General features: G+C 41.5%; 16 protein-coding genes. 4 read left to right on the forward strand and 12 right to left on the reverse strand.

Annotation, left to right across the window (positions count from 1 at the left end):
- Positions 1 to 8: 8 nt before the first annotated feature.
- From recB to grxB, 3 genes are read left to right on the forward strand one after another with little or no spacing between them, the layout of a single operon-like run.
- On the forward strand, positions 9 to 3,677 hold the full coding sequence (recB, locus tag BKG94_RS06225; RefSeq protein WP_077435291.1) for an exodeoxyribonuclease V subunit beta: 3,669 nt from the start codon (positions 9 to 11) through the stop codon (positions 3,675 to 3,677).
- On the forward strand, positions 3,677 to 5,617 hold the full coding sequence (gene recD / locus BKG94_RS06230; protein ID WP_077435293.1) for an exodeoxyribonuclease V subunit alpha: 1,941 nt from the start codon (positions 3,677 to 3,679) through the stop codon (positions 5,615 to 5,617). Before recB ends, recD begins: the two co-directional genes overlap by 1 nt.
- Before the next feature lies 1 nt (position 5,618).
- On the forward strand, positions 5,619 to 6,266 hold the full coding sequence (grxB, locus tag BKG94_RS06235; RefSeq protein ID WP_077435295.1) for a glutaredoxin 2: 648 nt from the start codon (positions 5,619 to 5,621) through the stop codon (positions 6,264 to 6,266).
- Positions 6,267 to 6,311: 45 nt separating this feature from the next.
- Here the strand turns inward: grxB and BKG94_RS06240 are convergent, their stop codons facing one another.
- Positions 6,312 to 6,800 (reverse strand): Dps family protein, encoded by a 489-nt coding sequence (locus BKG94_RS06240; RefSeq protein WP_077435297.1) that lies wholly within the window; start codon positions 6,798 to 6,800, stop codon positions 6,312 to 6,314.
- Positions 6,801 to 7,092: 292 nt separating this feature from the next.
- Between BKG94_RS06240 and cdd the strand changes: the two genes are divergently transcribed.
- On the forward strand, positions 7,093 to 7,971 hold the full coding sequence (cdd, locus tag BKG94_RS06245; RefSeq protein ID WP_077435299.1) for a cytidine deaminase: 879 nt from the start codon (positions 7,093 to 7,095) through the stop codon (positions 7,969 to 7,971).
- A 27-nt stretch (positions 7,972 to 7,998) separates the two neighbouring features.
- On the opposite strand, the gene BKG94_RS06250 is transcribed toward cdd, so the two are convergent.
- From BKG94_RS06250 to purE, 11 genes are all read right to left on the reverse strand, one after another.
- Positions 7,999 to 8,820, reverse strand: a complete 822-nt coding sequence (locus tag BKG94_RS06250) for an urease accessory protein UreD (RefSeq protein WP_077435301.1) — start codon at positions 8,818 to 8,820, stop codon at positions 7,999 to 8,001.
- 12 nt (positions 8,821 to 8,832) lie between these two features.
- A complete protein-coding gene (ureG, locus tag BKG94_RS06255) occupies positions 8,833 to 9,468 on the reverse strand; it encodes an urease accessory protein UreG (protein WP_077435303.1) in 636 nt (211 codons plus the stop codon).
- Positions 9,469 to 9,658: 190 nt separating this feature from the next.
- Positions 9,659 to 10,366 (reverse strand): urease accessory protein UreF, encoded by a 708-nt coding sequence (locus BKG94_RS06260; protein ID WP_077435305.1) that lies wholly within the window; start codon positions 10,364 to 10,366, stop codon positions 9,659 to 9,661.
- On the reverse strand, positions 10,351 to 10,908 hold the full coding sequence (ureE, locus tag BKG94_RS06265; RefSeq protein ID WP_077435307.1) for an urease accessory protein UreE: 558 nt from the start codon (positions 10,906 to 10,908) through the stop codon (positions 10,351 to 10,353). The genes BKG94_RS06260 and ureE overlap by 16 nt, the downstream gene beginning before the upstream one ends.
- Positions 10,895 to 11,761: a DNA damage-inducible protein D gene (dinD, locus tag BKG94_RS06270; protein WP_077435309.1), complete on the reverse strand. Its 867-nt coding sequence runs from the start codon at positions 11,759 to 11,761 to the stop codon at positions 10,895 to 10,897. The genes ureE and dinD overlap by 14 nt, the downstream gene beginning before the upstream one ends.
- A gap of 164 nt (positions 11,762 to 11,925) precedes the next feature.
- Complete coding sequence (gene ureC / locus BKG94_RS06275; protein WP_077435311.1) at positions 11,926 to 13,644, reverse strand: urease subunit alpha; 1,719 nt, start codon at positions 13,642 to 13,644, stop codon at positions 11,926 to 11,928.
- Between the two features lie 11 nt (positions 13,645 to 13,655).
- Positions 13,656 to 13,961, reverse strand: coding sequence for an urease subunit beta (gene ureB, locus BKG94_RS06280; RefSeq protein ID WP_077435313.1), 306 nt, complete (start codon positions 13,959 to 13,961; stop codon positions 13,656 to 13,658).
- Positions 13,962 to 13,977: 16 nt separating this feature from the next.
- Positions 13,978 to 14,280, reverse strand: coding sequence for an urease subunit gamma (gene ureA / locus BKG94_RS06285; RefSeq protein WP_059366413.1), 303 nt, complete (start codon positions 14,278 to 14,280; stop codon positions 13,978 to 13,980).
- Between the two features lie 234 nt (positions 14,281 to 14,514).
- On the reverse strand, positions 14,515 to 15,705 hold the full coding sequence (locus BKG94_RS06290) for an amino acid aminotransferase (protein ID WP_077435315.1): 1,191 nt from the start codon (positions 15,703 to 15,705) through the stop codon (positions 14,515 to 14,517).
- A 140-nt stretch (positions 15,706 to 15,845) separates the two neighbouring features.
- Positions 15,846 to 16,934 (reverse strand): 5-(carboxyamino)imidazole ribonucleotide synthase, encoded by a 1,089-nt coding sequence (purK, locus tag BKG94_RS06295; protein WP_077435317.1) that lies wholly within the window; start codon positions 16,932 to 16,934, stop codon positions 15,846 to 15,848.
- A 73-nt stretch (positions 16,935 to 17,007) separates the two neighbouring features.
- Positions 17,008 to 17,505 carry a 5-(carboxyamino)imidazole ribonucleotide mutase gene (gene purE, locus BKG94_RS06300; protein WP_077435319.1) on the reverse strand — a complete coding sequence of 166 codons (498 nt, stop codon included), beginning with the start codon at positions 17,503 to 17,505 and terminating at the stop codon, positions 17,008 to 17,010.
- Positions 17,506 to 17,646: the final 141 nt, after the last annotated feature.

Genomic DNA, 17,646 nt, shown 5'->3' on the forward strand with positions numbered 1-17,646 from the left:
GCGAAACTATGACAAAATCAACGCCGCTTAATCCAGTCGAATTACCTTTAAATCAAGTGAGTTTGATCGAAGCCTCCGCCGGAACAGGGAAAACTTATACCATTGGTTCTCTCTATCTTCGCCTCTTATTACAAGCTGGAGAAAAGAATTTTTCGCGCCCGTTAAATGTAGAAGAAATTTTGGTGGTCACTTTCACGGAGATGGCGACAGAAGAGTTAAAGCAAAAAATCCGTGAACGCATTACGGATGCCATTCAAAAATTATCTGCTTATGCGGAAACACAATCGGGTAGTGCTTTTAAAAATGATGAGTTTCTGACCGCACTTTCTCGGCATATTGAGGATATTCCCCTTGCCATTCAGCGATTAAAATTGGCAGAACAAAATATGGATCTTGCCGCTATTTTTACCATTCATGGTTTTTGTCGCCGAATGTTGATGCAATATGCCTTCCATTCCGGTGTGCATTTCAATTTGGAATTAATGAAAGACCAGTCGGATTTGCTCAAACAATTTACCAATGAGTTCTGGCGTGAGCATTTTTATCCCTTACCTTTTGAAATGGCGAATTTTATTGCACAAGAATTGAAATCGCCGGATGAGGTGTTGTCGATTTTAAAGGCGAGTTTAGGTAAAAATGTGGAACTCGAGTTCAGTAACCAACAAATTTTGCCTCCAAGTCTTGATAAATTTTTAGATCAAAACCTTAACGGATATTTTCAAGATGTGCAGGAATTGAAAATGTTTTGGTTACAAAATGTAGAGAATATTTCGGCAATCATTACTGAAGAAATTACAAGAGAGTACCCGAACGATACCTATCGATCTTTAAGTCGCAGTAGCTATAGTATAGAACGGCTTGCCGATTGGATAAAGCAAGTTAATATGTGGGCAAATAATTCAAGAGATTATAAAATTCATCCAACATTAAAGGGATTTTTTCTTCAATCTTCTATCGCTCAAAAATACGAAAAACCGAGAAAAAACAGTAAAAATGAGAAAAAAGCCGCTAAACCTTTTTATGCGCCTATTTTTGTTGAATTAGAAAAACGGGTGAATGAATTAATTAAACCCGAATTACTTAGCAAACTTATTCTCTATTATTACCGCCAAGGTATCCAACAAAAACTGCTTGAATATAAACGCAATCACCAAGAAAAATCTTTTGACGATTTATTGCGATTACTTTGCGAAGCCTTAAAAAATGAACAGGGCGATCAACTGGCAGAAATGATCCGCTTTCAATATCCTTTTGCGATGATCGATGAATTTCAGGATACGGATGCACAGCAGTATGGGATTTTCTCCAAAATTTACCGAGAAAATCAGGGGAATAATACCGGTTTTATTATGATTGGAGATCCTAAACAGGCGATTTATCGTTTCCGGGGGGCGGATATTTTTACCTATCTGAAAGCTGCAGGTCAGGCGGATCAACGTTTTAATTTAATGAAAAACTATCGTTCTGAACAACGGCTGGTGGAGGGCGTAAATCAATTATTCGATTTTCCTCAATCACCGTTTATTTATGACAGTATTGAATTTATGCCGGTTGGAGCAAGAACGGATCATCGCCAATTTTATTTGAAGGGCGAACAGGAACCGGCTTATCGCTTTTATTTGACGGAAGAAAAGGACGGAAAATTAGATAAAACGGCGCTGGCTCAAACTTGTGCGATTTCTATTCAACATTGGTTAAAAAGTGCGGCTGAAAATCAGACGATTTTTCAGGGCGATAAGGATAGCCAAGCCTTACAGGCTGCCAATATTGCTGTGTTGGTGCGTGATAGATATGAAGCCGCATCAGTGAAGACCGCATTACAGCAACGGGGCATTGCTTCGGTGTTTCTTTCCGATCAAAGCAGCGTGTTTGATAGCCGGATTGCGAAGGAATTGGTGCTGGTTTTGAAAGCATGTTTGAATGTGGCGGAACGTCCTATTTTAAATGCCATAGCCACTGCACTTTTCGGTTTGACGGCAGCAGAAATTCACCAAATTCATCATAATGAACAGGATTGGCAAAGTTGGGCGGATAGCTTTGCACAATATCAGCAAACTTGGCAACGACAAGGGGTATTGCCTATGTTGCACCGGCTTTTACTTGAACAGGGTATTGCCGAGCGTTTATTAAGTTTGGCGAGTGGTGAGCGTGACTTAACGGATTTTTTACACCTTGCCGAAATTTTACAACAAGCCTCCACCTTGAATAACAGTGAAGCTGCGTTACTGAGCTGGTTTGAAAAACAAATTCAGGGAGAGGGCAGACAAGAAGCGCAAATTCGCTTGGAAAGCGAGCGTCAGTTAGTCAAAATTGTCACCATTCATAAATCCAAAGGATTGGAATATGATTTAGTGTGGTTACCGTTTTTAGCCGTGCCAAGCCGTGATCCCAATCAATCTGCTCACATTAACCTCTACTATTCAAAGGATGACGATAAGGTTTTATGGGATATGGAAAATCTCCATTTAGATAAATTGACAGAAGAAACCTTTGCGGAAGAATTACGCTTGCTTTATGTGGCATTAACCCGGGCGAAATACCAAATGGCATTTGCCTTGCCGGCAGAATTTGATAAAAAATGGAATCCGTTGCTGTATGTGCTTAGCCGTGGGGAAATTGGCAAAAATTTAACGTTGTCACAAACCTATTCAACGCACTCACTCCTTAATGAGTTTAAAGCGAATGTAGCAGATGGAACGAGTGTCAGCATTGAACCGGCTGCACAATTAATTGAATTGCCTCCTCTCGCTTTTTCTTCGTCACAAGATGTGCTTTGTGCGGCGAAATTTCAGGGGCATATTGAACAAAATTGGCATATCACCAGTTTTACCGGCATTGAACAAAAACATCGTTGGATGCACTACCTCAATGAAAGTGCGGTAAAAAAATCCGCTGTTTTTGATGAGGCAAAAGATTACGATAGTCAAGCGATACCACAAAATCCTTCGGAAATATTGACCGCACTTTCTCCTGAAGAAGAACAGATTATCACCGCACTTCCTCGGGGGACACAAGTAGGGACATTACTCCATCGCTATTTAGAAAAAAATGATTTTACTACTCTGACTCATGAGGCTACCGTCGAAAAACTTTGTCAAGAATTACAGCTGGATGTGGAATTGATCCCCCTATTACAACAATGGTTCGAGAAAATCGTGCAAACGCCTTTATCGCAATCTCATGGGATCAAATTGATTGAGCTGGCAAAATCCGATTGTATCAAAGAGATGTCTTTTTATTTATCCATTCAGGAACATTTTGATGTGGAAGGCTTTAATCAGGCTTTGCAAGCCCATCATCATTTGCCAAGTGAAAGGCTACAATTTGAGGATATTCAAGGCATGATTCGTGGCACAATCGACTTGGTTTTTCGCCATCAAGGCAAATATTATTTGTTGGATTATAAATCGAATTTTCTGGGGGAAACTTGGGCGGATTATGCACCTCAGTGCTTAGAAAAGGCGGTGTTACATCATCACTATGATTGGCAATATTTGCTTTATACCTTGGCATTACACCGTTATTTAAAAAGCGTGGATAGCTATTATGACTATGAACATGATTTTGGTGGCGTATTTTATCTTTTCTTAAGGGGGATGAATGGCGAGCCCCAATCAGGTGTGTTTTTTGATCGCCCAAGTGCACAGCTCATCAATGAATTAGAGGAGGTGTTTTAATGCTAAGGCTTTTACAATCATTGAATGAGCAAAACATTATCAGTTTAGGCGATTATTATTTTGCAAAATTGATCGCAGATAAACAGGCGGAAGATCTTCCTGAATCCACTAAAAATTTAGCGGTTTTACTGGCGGCACTTTGTAGTTGGCACTATGCTCAGGGGAACACCTGCGTTGAATTAGATAAGCCATTGGCGCGAAATTTATTTGGTTTGGGCTATCGTGCCACCGAGCAGGATTATTTAACTGAAATTCAACAAAAAATAGACTTTTTACCGGTGGCGCAATGGCAATCTCATTTGCAAGGGCATTCCGCCTTTACACAAGAGCCGATTTCACATATCGCCCCCTTGGTTTTTCAATTTAATGCCCTGTATTTTTATCGTATCTGGCAAGATGAATACCGTGTGGCACAATATATTAAAAACACCTTAAAAAATCACCGCACTTTGGCTTTTTCTCCTGATGAAATTCGAGAAAAATTAGCCCTGTATTTTCCTCAAAAATCGACAGAGATTGATTGGCAAAAAGTGGCGGTGGCAACGGCGATTAAAAGTCCATTTACGGCGATTACCGGCGGACCGGGCACAGGAAAAACTACCACGGTGACAAGGCTATTATTGGTCTTGCAAGAATTATACCAACATCAATTACACATTAAACTCGTGGCGCCGACGGGCAAAGCCGCCTCAAGGTTGGAAGAATCCCTCCAAAATGCTTTAGGATTTTTACAACAATCCATGGGATTATCCGAAGCATTGCTACAATCTATTCCGCAAAAAGCCGAAACCTTACACCGTTTGCTGGGGGTGAATGCCTTTAATGATCGTTGTCATCACAATGAAAGAAATCCATTACAGCTTGATGTTTTGGTGGTGGATGAAACCTCAATGATCGATCTCCCTCTAATGGCAAAATTAATCAATGCCCTCAAACCGGAAACCCGTTTGATTTTATTGGGCGATCAAGCACAGCTTGCTTCTGTGGAAGCAGGAGCGGTGCTAGGCGAACTGGCACAATGGGGAGAAGAACCTTATAGCGAAGAACAAGCGAATTATTTACGCCAAACCACAGGGTATAGTGTGCCGAGTGTAGCGCTTGCCAATCCGATGCGTGATAGTTTGTGTCACCTCACCTTCAGTCGCCGCTTTGATAAAAATTCCGGCATTGGTAAACTTGCCGAGCAAATCCAACGTGGCAATGGGGAAGAAAGCCTTAAGCTATTTTCATCTTTTCCTCAGGAATTATATTTTAATCCGTTTAATGCCGAACAAACTGAAGCCGATTGGGTACAACAAGTGGTACAAAGTGCGGTTGAAAATTATCGCCTTTATTTAATGGAATTGCGGGAATTACAAAGGCAGGGCGTGGATTTCAATCAATTGAATGAAGAAGGCAAAACCTATGCAGAGGCGATTCAAGCCCGTTTTAATTCAATCCGATTTTTGACCGCACTTCGTAATAGTCCACTGGGTGTGGAAAACCTGAATAAAGAAATCGCGTTAGCATTGCGGCGGGAGCATTTGCTTTGGTTTAGAAATGAGCAAGATTGGTACCTTGGTAAGCCAATCATGATTACAGAAAATGATCATAATGTGCGTTTATACAATGGGGATATTGGCTTGTGTTTGGCAAATGGCAAAGTGTGGTTTGGTAATCGTGAGGTGCTAACCAGCCGTATTCCCGCCCATGAACCGGCATTTATTATGACGATTCATAAATCGCAAGGATCGGAATTTGATCACACCTTAATGGTATTACCGACAGAGCCTAACCCGATACTTTCCCGTGAATTGGTGTTTACCGGTGTGACCCGAGCGAAAAAATCACTCAGTGTTTTTGCCGATGAGAAAATCTGGAAAATGGCAGTACGCCAAACAGTAAAACGGCAGAGTGGGTTAGGCAAATTATTAGAAAATTTCACTCAAACAGGAGACTAATATGAAATTATATGCTTATGATCATTGTCCGTTTTGTGTGCGTGCAAGAATGATCTTTGGGTTAAAAAATCTGCCTTTTGAATTAGTGATGTTAGGCAATGATGATGAAAAGACACCGATCGGTTTAGTGGGGAAAAAAGTCGTCCCGATTTTGGTTAAAGAAGATGGCACGGCAATGCCGGAAAGTTTGGATATTGTCCGTTATGTGGACGAGCATTTCGGTGAAAAAATACTTTCTGAGCAACTTCGTCCTGAAGTTGAGGAATGGGTAAAAACGGTTGGCCGTTATTATAATCACTTGCTTATTCCACGTTTTGTAAAAATGGATTTGGCGGAATTTAAAAGCCAAAGTGCGGTGGATTATTTCACTAAAAAGAAAACCGAATCCATCGGGGATTTTCAGCAGAATTTAGATGAAACGGCAAATTACCTTGTTCGATTACATCAAGATCTTGAAAATCTTGTACCGTTGATTCAATCAGATCTCGCATTGAATGGTAAGCTTTCTTTGGAAGATATTATTGTTTTCCCAATGTTACGTAATTTAACGTGTGTACGTGATATTCAATTCCCACCGGAAGTGGCGGCATATTTAGAGAAAATGTCTGAACAAAGTGGTGTGAATTTGTATTTTGATAAGGCGATTTAAACACAAAAAAACCTGCCGATTGGCAGGTTTTTTTATCATCTTTCATTATGCATGGCAACTTTGGCAAGCTGCTGAGGCTTGGAACATCCATACTAATTTTTCTTGCTCTTTGATGTAGTCGCTCATTTGAGAAGCCGTACCTTCATCATCGGCATCGCCTGCAAGGGCAAGAATTTCACGTTGTTGCTCAAGTAATACTTTTAAACCGGATAATGTACCGGATAAACATTCTTGTGCACCGCTTACGGCGATATCTTCTTGAATACGAGAAACTTTTAAATATTGGCTGTAAGCGTTGTTTGGGGTATGGCCTAAGGTGAGGATACGCTCTGCAAGTTCATCGATTTTAGTGATTAAATCCGTATAAATTTCCTCAAATTTTGCATGTAATTCAAAGAAGTTTACCCCTTTAATATTCCAGTGATAACCACGCACATTGGTGTAGAAAATTTGGTAACTGGCGAGTAAATCGTTTAATTTGTTTGCCAATTCCGCGGATTGTTCTTTATCTAAGCCGATAGATGTTTTTGACATGATGTTCTCCTTTACATTGTTGGTGAGTTTTTAGAGACAGAAGCTATTTGGCTTCAAGTATGCTTATTATACATAATAAAAGTAGGGAATAAAGCCACTTTATTAGATAGAATTGATAGATTATTTGTATCGAAATTAAATTCTTTTAAAAGATTTAACGATTGATTAAAAAATATCTGCATAGACTAACTTGTGATCTTTTTCACAGATTTTATAAATAGTCGATTGATGAGTTTAGTTTTGATCTACAATAAGTGCGGTTAAATTTTTAGATATTTTTTAAGGAAAACAAATGCAAGAATTAATCAGAAATACATTGCCACAGAATGTGCCATTGAATCAGGCTATTGTCCAAGAATTGGAAGCAGGGAATTGGGCCGGCTTTTTGAGCGCTCAACAAGTGGAAGAGCTTTGTTCGGATTTTACATTAACTCCCGTACAATTAGCCATACATCTACTTCCTATCGCCGCTTGTTATAGTCATACCGCCGTTTCCCATTTTAATGTCGGTGCGGTGGCCATTGGCCAAAACGGTGATTTCTATTTTGGGGCGAACCAAGAATTTGCAAATGTAGAAATTCAGCAAACCATTCATGCGGAACAAAGTGCGATTAGCCACGCATGGTTGCGGGGTGAAAGTCAGATTGCCCATGTGGTGGTGAATTACACGCCTTGTGGACATTGCCGTCAATTTATGAATGAATTACAAGGCGCTGAAGAATTGCAGATTCATCTTCCCCATCGTTTAAATAGTCTATTACATTATTATTTACCGGATTCTTTTGGGCCAAAAGATCTTGATATTACAGTGCATTTATTGGCAAAAGAAGCACATCATTTGGTTGCCAATCATTCTGATGAGTTGATTAATCAAGGGATTTTAGCGGCGAACCAATCCCATTGCCCTTATTCCGAAAGCCCACACGGCATAGCGATGTTGTTTAAAAATGGGGAAGTTATTACCGGACGATATGCGGAAAATGCCGCCTTTAATCCAAGTTTACCGGCATTACAAACCGCATTGAATTTTGCCTATTTGAATGACAAAAAATTAACGGATATTGAGCGGATAGTGATGGTGGAAAAACCGCTAAAATTGAGCCATAAATCAATGACAGAGCAACTTTTACGGGCATTAAATCTACCCGTTTTAGAATATGTAAAACTATAAAAAGCAGGGCAGAGAAATCTGCCCCTTTTATTGACTTTCTTGTTGGAAATATTTGGCAAGATGGTAAAACAGATCTTGAATTTGGTTGGCTCGGTGTCCAAGTACGCGTACGATAATCCCATCTCTGTTTAAAAGAGAAGCGCCAACCAGCATGGTTTTTTCCTCCGCAATATGTGCGTGAATGGCTTGTAAAATCCCCTTTAATTCGACCGCACTTTTAGCAAGGTTTAGATAGACTAATGATCCTTGATGGGAATAGTTTTCCATTTGGCTCAATGCTGTGAGATGCATTGAGGAAGGCAACCACTGAATACAATCTGATACAAGCGGATATTTTTTGCCGTCATGTTGTAACTTATTAATTTTCACATGGGATGAAAATTGGCGGAAAGCAAAACGTTCATTATTTAATACACGCCCTATGGCAACAATCTCACCGTAAATCAGCTCGCTGTTTGGCTGCATTTCAATGAGCGTTTTTTGTTTGAAAGCAGAATCTTTGTGTAGCACCAACGGATGGGGTAAATAGAATAAACGGCTTCCTTCTGCCAAGTTAATTTGCGTGATTTGTTCGGCACTCTCGTTTTCATTCATGGTTTGCACACGGGTGAATGCCTGAGTATGAAGTGAAAGTGCGGTTGATTTTGCCAGTGAAATTTGAATGTCTAACAGATCGCCAGCCAGCACACCGGGTGAAGAGGACATCTGCATGGCATTCAATCCCCGCTGCCAAATACCCGAATAATGAGGCAGCACCATGACTTTAAAGGGCGGCGTGGCAAAATAGTCGGCAAGTTGGGTTTTACCGTTTTGGGCGAGCTTGGTGGAAAGTTTGAGTTTACTGTTCATTGTTTTTAAAAACTATCTCACTAATGAAGCAGGCTCTTCCACATTTTTCAACAGAGCATATTTTTCAATCCAACCAATCACACCCTCTAAATTTTCTTTTTTCATGAGGTTAGTGAAAATGAAAGGCTGACCATTGCGCATACGGCGAGCATCACGTTCCATAACGCTTAAATCCGCTCCCACAAATGGGGCGAGGTCGGTTTTATTAATCACCAATAAATCCGAACGAGTAATACCGGGGCCGCCTTTGCGTGGAATTTTTTCTCCTTGTGCCACATCAATGACGAAAATCGTCACATCCGCTAAATCGGGGCTAAAGGTGGCTGAAAGATTATCACCGCCCGATTCGATAAAGACGATTTCCACATCAGGAAAACGAGCCACCATTTCATCGACTGCCTCCAAGTTCATTGAGGCATCTTCACGAATGGCGGTATGAGGGCAGCCGCCGGTTTCTACTCCCATAATCCGCTCTGGAGGAAGCAGACTATTTTTCGTCAAAAATTCCGCATCTTCTTGGGTGTAAATATCATTGGTGATCACTGCCACGCTATATTTGCTGGCGATTTCACGAGTCAGTTTTTCAATTAACGCTGTTTTACCTGCCCCCACTGGGCCTGCAACGCCGATTTTAATGTAGTTACGCATTGTTTTTTCCTTTTTCTAATGATTTCCCTCTCTATTTCTGGGAAAGGGAGGATAAATTCTTTGGGTTTTGGAGGGAGAGGGGATTGTAAAATCTTGGTGAAAAATGACCGCACTTTCCCTCTCTCTGACGAAAATTGCCGAACGCAATTTCCATCAGTCTCTCTCCCGTAAACGGGTGAGAGGATAATTTTTACGACATATAAAGTCTGGTATAAAGCTGTTCGTGTTGCATTGCCCGAATATCGTTAGCGAGGGTGGCAGCGCCAAGCCAATCCGGATCGGGGGATAGGCTTAATTCGACCGCTTGTTGCAACGGCTGACGTAAGCTGAACAAAATATCCTGCCCGTCCATTTGGCTTAAGGGAATCAGTTTTACGCCATTGGTGATCGTCCCCACCGCCGCATTGTAATAAAAGGCATAGAGTGTATCCGCTTTGGCAAGCCCCATTGCCTGTGCAACCATCGCAAACACGATAGGGAAGTAGCCTTGCACGCGTTTTTCATTGATTGCCTGTTGATAAGCCATCAGTACAGGATGGTTTTCATAACGAATAAAAATTTTGAGCAACCGCACACCGAGTTTAAAACTGCCTTCACGGCTTTCACGAGCAATCTTCGTAGCGGAAAGTTCCCAATCTAATTCGCATAAACGGTCAAAATTATGACTTTCCATGGCATCGAAAGCGAGGGAAAGGTATGCTCCATCGTTATAAATCCAGTTTTGCAATAGCTGGGTTTGCACATAGTCTTCAAGGGTCGCTTTACTTACCACAATTCGTTGCTGAACGAAGGTTTCCAAGCCGTTGGAATGATTAAATCCGCCAATAGGTAAAGTGGGATCCACTAAGTGGAGCAAAGCGCCTAAATCCGCCAAACTACGGTTTAATGTTGGTGCCAATTTCCATCTCCGTGGTGATGATAGCCGTGATGATCGTGACTATGTGAATGGCTGTGCGAATGCCCTTGTGCAGAATTGGCGCGCAAGGCTTGACTTAAACGGCGTTCGGCTTTTTGCGGATGAAAGCCTGCCGCTTGTAACCATTCAAACATCGGTTTGTCGTAAGGTAAAGTCACCTCATCGCCATCTAAAAAGAGCGGTGAATGTTTGTTACCGATTTCATAGCAGGCTCGTGCCATTTCAGGTAGAGTTTTCGGTGAAAGGACAATGACTTCACTAGGTAAAATTTCGATGGCGATCACCAGTTCGTCACTTATAAACACCACGTCATCATGTTTTAAACGTTGCCCTTCCTTGAGCAAACGAAATGCCACTTCACGCCCTGTATTAGTGGTTTTGCGAAGGATATTGCGTTCGCTTTCATACCATTGCAATGGCACACGTTCAATGGTTTGTGTTGTGATTTTGCCTTCATCTCGAAGTTCGGTTAAATTGCCCAATATGGTATTCATAATGGGGAGGATTGGGTTAAGAATTTTCATTTTTGTCTTCTATTTTAGGTAATGTTTTAACCTTTTCGGCTAATTGTTTTTCTGTTCGTTTTACTTTCCGTTCTAGTTTTTGTAAATCAGGTTCGGCAGGCAATTCTTCTGGTTTTATGCCTCGCTGTCCAAGCATTTTCCGAATAGTTTTATTGTTTTGTACATGTTCAATCGTAATCTCATTTTCACCTTGTAAATTAGCTTGTTGCGTATTGTGATTTGTCATCTCTGTCGCAAGTTGCTTAGCGGCAATGGTTAGTGTTGGTAAGAAATCGGCTAATGCTCTTCCTTTCGGTATTTCATATTTTTCTTTCATCACCTGAGTGGAAAATCCGCCAAACAGGGCATAATCGCCTTTTGAACGAATTCGACCAAATCCGACATCGTCAACCCCCCGTTCATAAAGAATTTGTGAAAGGATTTTTTCGGATTCTCTTAAGCGTTCACGCGCCTCTAAACGAGTATGCAGCTGCATTCTCTCTTCAATCAATTCCTGTTTTCTTGTTTGCACTGCAAAATAGCTTTGTGCAAAAGCAATTTCAGGCTTTCTTGGATCGCCATTTTGAGCGATTAAATAGCAGGCGTAACGTGTGAGCATAAAATCATCAATGTTACGTTTACTACCACTGCCTAACTCGACCATTTTCGTGACGCCACGAAAATGGTCTGAAGCCTTATAGCCACTGGCTTCACAGGAATCAATCGCTCGGTGAATGGCCACTTTAAAGTTTTCCCAACGACTATATCCGAGATGTGTTTGAAGGTCACGGGCATACCAAAACTCAATATGTTGATCTAGTCGTTGAACAAGATTTTCTAATGTTGATTGTAATAGCTGTAATTGAGGATCCATTTTTATTCCTTTTTAAATGTAAAACAATTCAACATCCTAATAAAAGCCCGATTCGAAATCAGAAAAACCTTTTATTTTTTCGAGTGAGATCACAAACTTTCGTCCAGAGTAACAAGTTACCCTAGGATTACGAATAATTCAGCCCCTTTGGGGTTGAGGTGTCGTTAGAACATAAAATACCGCTGCGCCAGTGGCACTTTTTCTGCCGGTTCACAAGTGATAAGCTCACCATTTACCCGCACTTCGTAACGCTCAGGATCGACGGTGATTTCAGGTGTGGCATCATTATGAACTAAGTCTTTTTTACCAATATTACGGCAACCTTTCACAGCAATGAGTTCTTTTTCTAAGCCATATTGAGTTTGAATATCCGCTTGTTGAGCGGCTTCCGACACAAATACTACAGCAGTTTCAGTGGTAGCTTTGCCTTGGTTGCCAAACATTGGGCGGTAGAATACCGGTTGTGGTGTTGGGATCGAGGCATTTGGGTCGCCCATTTTGGCATAACTGATAAAGCCTTTTTTGATCACTGTTTTAGGTTTCACACCAAAAAACATGGGTTTCCACAGCACAATATCAGCGATTTTGCCCACTTCCAATGAACCGACATGATCAGCGATACCGTGAGCAATAGCCGGGTTGATGGTGTATTTCGCAATATAGCGTTTAATACGGAAGTTATCGTTGCCTTTAGTGCCTAATTCACCTCGTTGTGCTTTCATTTTGTCCGCTGTTTGCCAAGTGCGTGTTACCACTTCACCGATACGCCCCATGGCTTGCGAGTCGGAACTCATAATGGAAAATACCCCAATATCGTGTAAAATATCTTCTGCAGCAATGGTTTCTGGGCGGATACGGCTGTCGGCGAATGCCACATCTTCAGGCACACGTTTGTCTAAATGATGGCAAACCATCAACATATCCAAATGCTCGTCAATAGTGTTCACTGTGAACGGGCGAGTTGGGTTGGTAGAAGCCGGTAGCACGTTCGGATACATTGCTGCTTTGATAATGTCTGGAGCATGTCCACCGCCTGCGCCTTCAGTGTGGAAAGTATGGATAACACGTCCGTCAATGGCTTTCATGGTATCTTCTAAGAAACCACTTTCGTTGAGGGTATCAGTATGGATTGCCACTTGCACATCCATTTCATCTGCCACTTTTAATGCCGCATCAATAACCGCAGGTGTTGCCCCCCAATCTTCGTGGATTTTTAAACCGAGTGCACCGGCACGGATTTGTTCTCTTAAAGGTTCAAGGGTAGAGCAGTTACCTTTACCAAAAAAGCCCACATTGACAGGCAGTGCCTCTGCGGCTTGGAACATTCGTTGTAAATTCCAAGCTCCCGGTGTACAAGTAGTAGCATGCGTACCATCCGCCGGACCTGTACCACCACCAATTAATGTGGTTGTTCCGTTTTCCAGGGCGTGTTGTGCTTGTTGCGGGCAGATAAAGTGGATATGTGTATCAATTCCGCCTGCAGTGGCGATTAGGTTTGCACCATTATGCACTTCGGTACTCACGCCGATAATCATATTTGGGGTAACGCCGTCCATTGTGTCGGGATTACCAGCCTGACCGATACCCACGATTCGTCCATCACGAATACCAATATCCGCTTTGATAATGCCAAGTTTCGCATCAATAATCATCACATTGGTGATAACAAAATCTAGTACATTAGGATTATCACGGGTTTCGGTGCCGGATTGAGCCATACCATCACGCACACTTTTGCCACCGCCAAATTTACATTCATCACCTTTGGTGACTAAATCTTGTTCAATGGTTGCCCATAAATCAGTATCGCCTAAACGCACGCTATCGCCCACGGTGGGGCCGAAAGTGGCAACATATTGAGATCTTGGAATGGTTAATGTCATTGTGCTATTCCTTATAATTTGCCGTCAATTTTGTTATGAAAACCATAAATGATTTTGTTTCCGCCAAATTCTACTAATTCTACGGTTTTAGCTTCGCCGGGTTCAAAACGCACCGCATTTCCTGAGGGGACGTTTAAACGCATACCACGAGCTAAAGTGCGGTCAAATTCAAGGGCATTATTGGTTTCAAAAAAGTGATAGTGGGAGCCGACTTGGATTGGACGATCGCCTTTATTTATCACATCAATTTTTACGGTTTTCCGCCCAATATTGGCTTGGATATCACCGTTTGCTAATTTGTATTCACCTGGAATCATTTGATTAAATCCTAATTTATCTAATCGGGTTATGTACCGTTACTAATTTTGTGCCATCGGGAAAGGTAGCTTCAATTTGCACTTCATGTACCATTTCAGGGATACCTTCCATAACATCATCGACAGTTAAAAGGGTTGCTCCATATTGCATTACTTCTGCAACTGTCATACCGTCACGAGCGGCTTCCTGTAAGTGGCTGGCAATGTAGGCGATGGATTCCGGATAGTTTAATTTTACACCGCGAGCCTTGCGTTTTGCTGCAAGCTCACCGGCAAGAAAAAGCATCAGCTTTTCTTGTTCTCTTGATGTTAAATGCATTTTTATTTCCTTAATTAAAAACGACTTGGATCGGGATAAATAGCCAAGTTTTTAGAATTTCGGTTGGGATGATTGATTTGATTTTCTATCTAGGATGACAGTGCGTAGTATAAAAGGAAATGCTACTTTTTGCTATGTTAAATTGAATGAAATCGCATATTTTCATTTGTGTTTTTATTTTGAAACAAAAAGCGCATACATGATGCGCTTTTTACTATAAGTAATGGATAGAGATTAAAGGACTTTTACAATACTTTCACATAAATAACGGATGTTATCTTCTGTAATACCTGCTACGTTAATACGACCTGAACGCACCGCATAAATAGCGAATTCTTCTTTTAAGCGATCTACTTGTTCTGCTGTTAAACCACTGAAGGAGAACATACCGTTTTGTTCGATAATAAAACTGAAATCTTGTTGTGCGCCGTACTCTTTTAATAACTGCACAAATAAATGACGCATTTTCTTGATTCGTTCACGCATTTCGGTGAGTTCATCATCCCAAGATTGGCGAAGCAGTGGGGAGCTTAACACTTGTACCACCGTTGCTGCGCCGTGAGAGGCAGGGTTGGAGTAGAGCGTACGAATAATGGATTTCACTTGAGTCAATGCGGTTGAAGCAATCTCTGAATTTTCCGCCACTAAAGTAAATGCACCTACCCGTTCATTATATAAACCGAAGTTTTTAGAGAAAGAGCTGGCAACAAGCAATTCTTTATGATTTTCGGCAAAGGTGCGTAAGCCAAGGGCATCTTCATCTAGGCCGTTTGCTAAACCTTGGTAAGCAAAATCGAATAGGGGGAGCCAACCGTTTTTTGCAGAAAGTTCTGCCAGTTGTTGCCATTGTTCCGGTGTTGGATCAATACCGGTCGGATTATGGCAGCAACCGTGGAGAAGCACGACATCACCTGCGTTTGCGTTGCTTAAATCGGCGATTAAATTATCCCAGTCTAAAGTTTTGTTTTCCGCATCATAGTAACGGTATTCACGAATTGTTATCCCTACAGCATTGAAAATCGCATTGTGGTTTGGCCAAGTCGGTGTGCTAATCCAGACGTTTTGCGCTTTAGTTTGGCGTTTGATAAATTCAGCTGCAATGCGTAGTGCACCGGTTCCACCAAGGCTTTGAACGGTTCTGGCTCGCTGTTGTTTTACAATGTTACTGTCTGCGCCAAAAAGTAGTTCTTGGGTTAAACGATTGTATTCTGCGATACCGTCAATGGTGAGATAATTTTTGGTATTTTCTTTATCAAGTAAGCGTTTTTCTGCTTCTTTTACAGCCCGCATAATGGGGGTTGCACCTTGTGCATCTTTATATACGCCAATACCAAGGTTAATTTTATTTGCACGGGTTTCAGATTTGAATGCTTCGCCTAAGCCAAGAATTGGATCGGCAGGTGCGGCTTTGATATTTTCAAACATAGCATTTTCCTTTTTTGATGGGGGGATAATCGGTCTCTTTATACTGCAAGCTTTTATGTTTAGCAAGTAAAAACACCACAAAAATTAACCGCACTTTTGTGTTTTGCTGATTACATCAAAAAGTGCGGTTAAAAATGAATTTATTTTAATTGTGCGATCGTCCAGTTCAATCCGGATTGATAATCTTCCGGTAAAGTATGACGAAGTTTTTCCAGTTGCTGAACGATAACGGATTTATCCGGGTGAGAAAGATTAATATGACCCACTTTCCGCCCCGGGCGAACTTCTTTGCCATACCAATGAAGCTGGGCAAAAGGGATATTTAACCATTGTGGATTATGATCTGTGCCAATTAAATTTACCATCACACTCGGCGCAAAAGTTTCCAAATTTGGTGTCGGCAAATTCAGTAATGCACGCAGATGCAATTCAAATTGGCTAATGGAACAACCAAGTTGTGTCCAGTGACCGCTGTTGTGTACACGTGGGGCAAGTTCATTGATTAGCAATTTATCACCCACCACAAAACATTCCATCGCCATGACCCCTACATAATTGAGCCTATCCATAATTTTACCCAACATGGCTTCCGCTTGTGCCTGTTGATGAGATTGTTGAGGGAAAGCGGTATCCATCACGCTATAACGTAAAATTCCATTTTGTTGAAGATTGTGTGTCACAGGATAGAAGCGTTTTTCAGCATTTTTGAAACGTGCGCCAACAATCGATACCTCATAATCAAAAGGAATAAATTTCTCCGCAATCACTTCACCGAATAAATCATCGGTAATCTCGCTTTGATTTTCATTCGTGATAATCCATTGTCCACGTCCGTCATAGCCGCCGGTACGGCGTTTCACCACGACTTTTTCACCTATGTTTTGGAAAACTTCTTGCCATTGTTCTTTATTTTCTAACAAGCGCCAAGGCGAAGTGGAAAGCTCAAGTTCATCCAAAAGGGATTTTTGTGTTAAACGATCTGCCAACAAGCCAAAAATAGGTTGATTGACAAAATGAGGGTGGTTGCCGAGTAATTCGGTGAGAGGTGTTTTTTCCCAACGTTCAATTTCTGCGGTGATCACCGCATTTGTCGGCAAATCAAAAACGGGCGCATTGAAGGCTAAAGGTTCCACCTGAATATCTAAAGGTGCACCAGCATAGCGAAGCATTCTGCCTAATTGACCGTTACCAAGCACATAAACCGTAGGGTAGAGGGAGGATTGTTGCATGTTATTTCTCATCAAAAAATAATCGAAAAAACAACCGCACTTTTAATAAAGTGCGGTCAAGTTTTCTTGCGTTTTATACGCGCGGATCGGGATTATCCAACACCGCTTGAGTTTGTTTTTCGCGGAATGCTTGTAAACGTGAGAGCAAATCCTGATCCCACGCCGCCAAAATTTGTGCAGCAAGTAATGCGGCATTTGCTGCACCGGCAGGGCCGATAGCAAGTGTTCCTACTGGAATACCTTTTGGCATTTGCACGATAGAATGAAGGCTATCCACACCGCTTAACATGGAACTTTTCACCGGTACACCCAGCACGGGAACTAAGGTTTTTGCGGCGATCATACCCGGTAAATGTGCTGCACCGCCTGCACCGGCAATAATCACTTTATAGCCGTTTTTTTGCGCATTTTCGGCAAAGCTAAACAGTTTATCGGGGGTTCGGTGGGCGGAAACAATTTCAACATGATAAGGCACATTGAGTTCATCTAAAATTTGTGTGCTTTCTTGCATGGTTGCCCAATCGCTTTTAGAACCCATCACAATGGCAATTTGTGCTTGTTTTGTGGACATTTTTTGATCCCAATTAAAAATAAAAACGGTGCGTAGAATAGCATAATTTTACAAGGCTAGGCAAACGTTTGCTCAGTTGTTGTGAGAGAAAATTCCATTGCAACTTTTGCCGTAAAATCATATTCTAATGGGCGATTTTTT

The organism is Rodentibacter ratti (assembly GCF_002000485.1).
Lineage (GTDB): Bacteria > Pseudomonadota > Gammaproteobacteria > Enterobacterales > Pasteurellaceae > Rodentibacter > Rodentibacter ratti.

Coding starts and splice junctions, on each gene's coding strand:
- recB (WP_077435291.1), top strand. CDS start 9: ATGACAAAATCAACGCCGCTTAATCCAGTCGAATTACCTTTAAATCAA.
- recD (WP_077435293.1), top strand. CDS start 3,677: ATGCTAAGGCTTTTACAATCATTGAATGAGCAAAACATTATCAGTTTA.
- grxB (WP_077435295.1), top strand. CDS start 5,619: ATGAAATTATATGCTTATGATCATTGTCCGTTTTGTGTGCGTGCAAGA.
- BKG94_RS06240 (WP_077435297.1), bottom strand. CDS start 6,800: ATGTCAAAAACATCTATCGGCTTAGATAAAGAACAATCCGCGGAATTG.
- cdd (WP_077435299.1), top strand. CDS start 7,093: ATGCAAGAATTAATCAGAAATACATTGCCACAGAATGTGCCATTGAAT.
- BKG94_RS06250 (WP_077435301.1), bottom strand. CDS start 8,820: ATGAACAGTAAACTCAAACTTTCCACCAAGCTCGCCCAAAACGGTAAA.
- ureG (WP_077435303.1), bottom strand. CDS start 9,468: ATGCGTAACTACATTAAAATCGGCGTTGCAGGCCCAGTGGGGGCAGGT.
- ureE (WP_077435307.1), bottom strand. CDS start 10,908: ATGAAAATTCTTAACCCAATCCTCCCCATTATGAATACCATATTGGGC.
- dinD (WP_077435309.1), bottom strand. CDS start 11,761: ATGGATCCTCAATTACAGCTATTACAATCAACATTAGAAAATCTTGTT.
- ureC (WP_077435311.1), bottom strand. CDS start 13,644: ATGACATTAACCATTCCAAGATCTCAATATGTTGCCACTTTCGGCCCC.
- ureB (WP_077435313.1), bottom strand. CDS start 13,961: ATGATTCCAGGTGAATACAAATTAGCAAACGGTGATATCCAAGCCAAT.
- ureA (WP_059366413.1), bottom strand. CDS start 14,280: ATGCATTTAACATCAAGAGAACAAGAAAAGCTGATGCTTTTTCTTGCC.
- BKG94_RS06290 (WP_077435315.1), bottom strand. CDS start 15,705: ATGTTTGAAAATATCAAAGCCGCACCTGCCGATCCAATTCTTGGCTTA.
- purK (WP_077435317.1), bottom strand. CDS start 16,934: ATGCAACAATCCTCCCTCTACCCTACGGTTTATGTGCTTGGTAACGGT.
- purE (WP_077435319.1), bottom strand. CDS start 17,505: ATGTCCACAAAACAAGCACAAATTGCCATTGTGATGGGTTCTAAAAGC.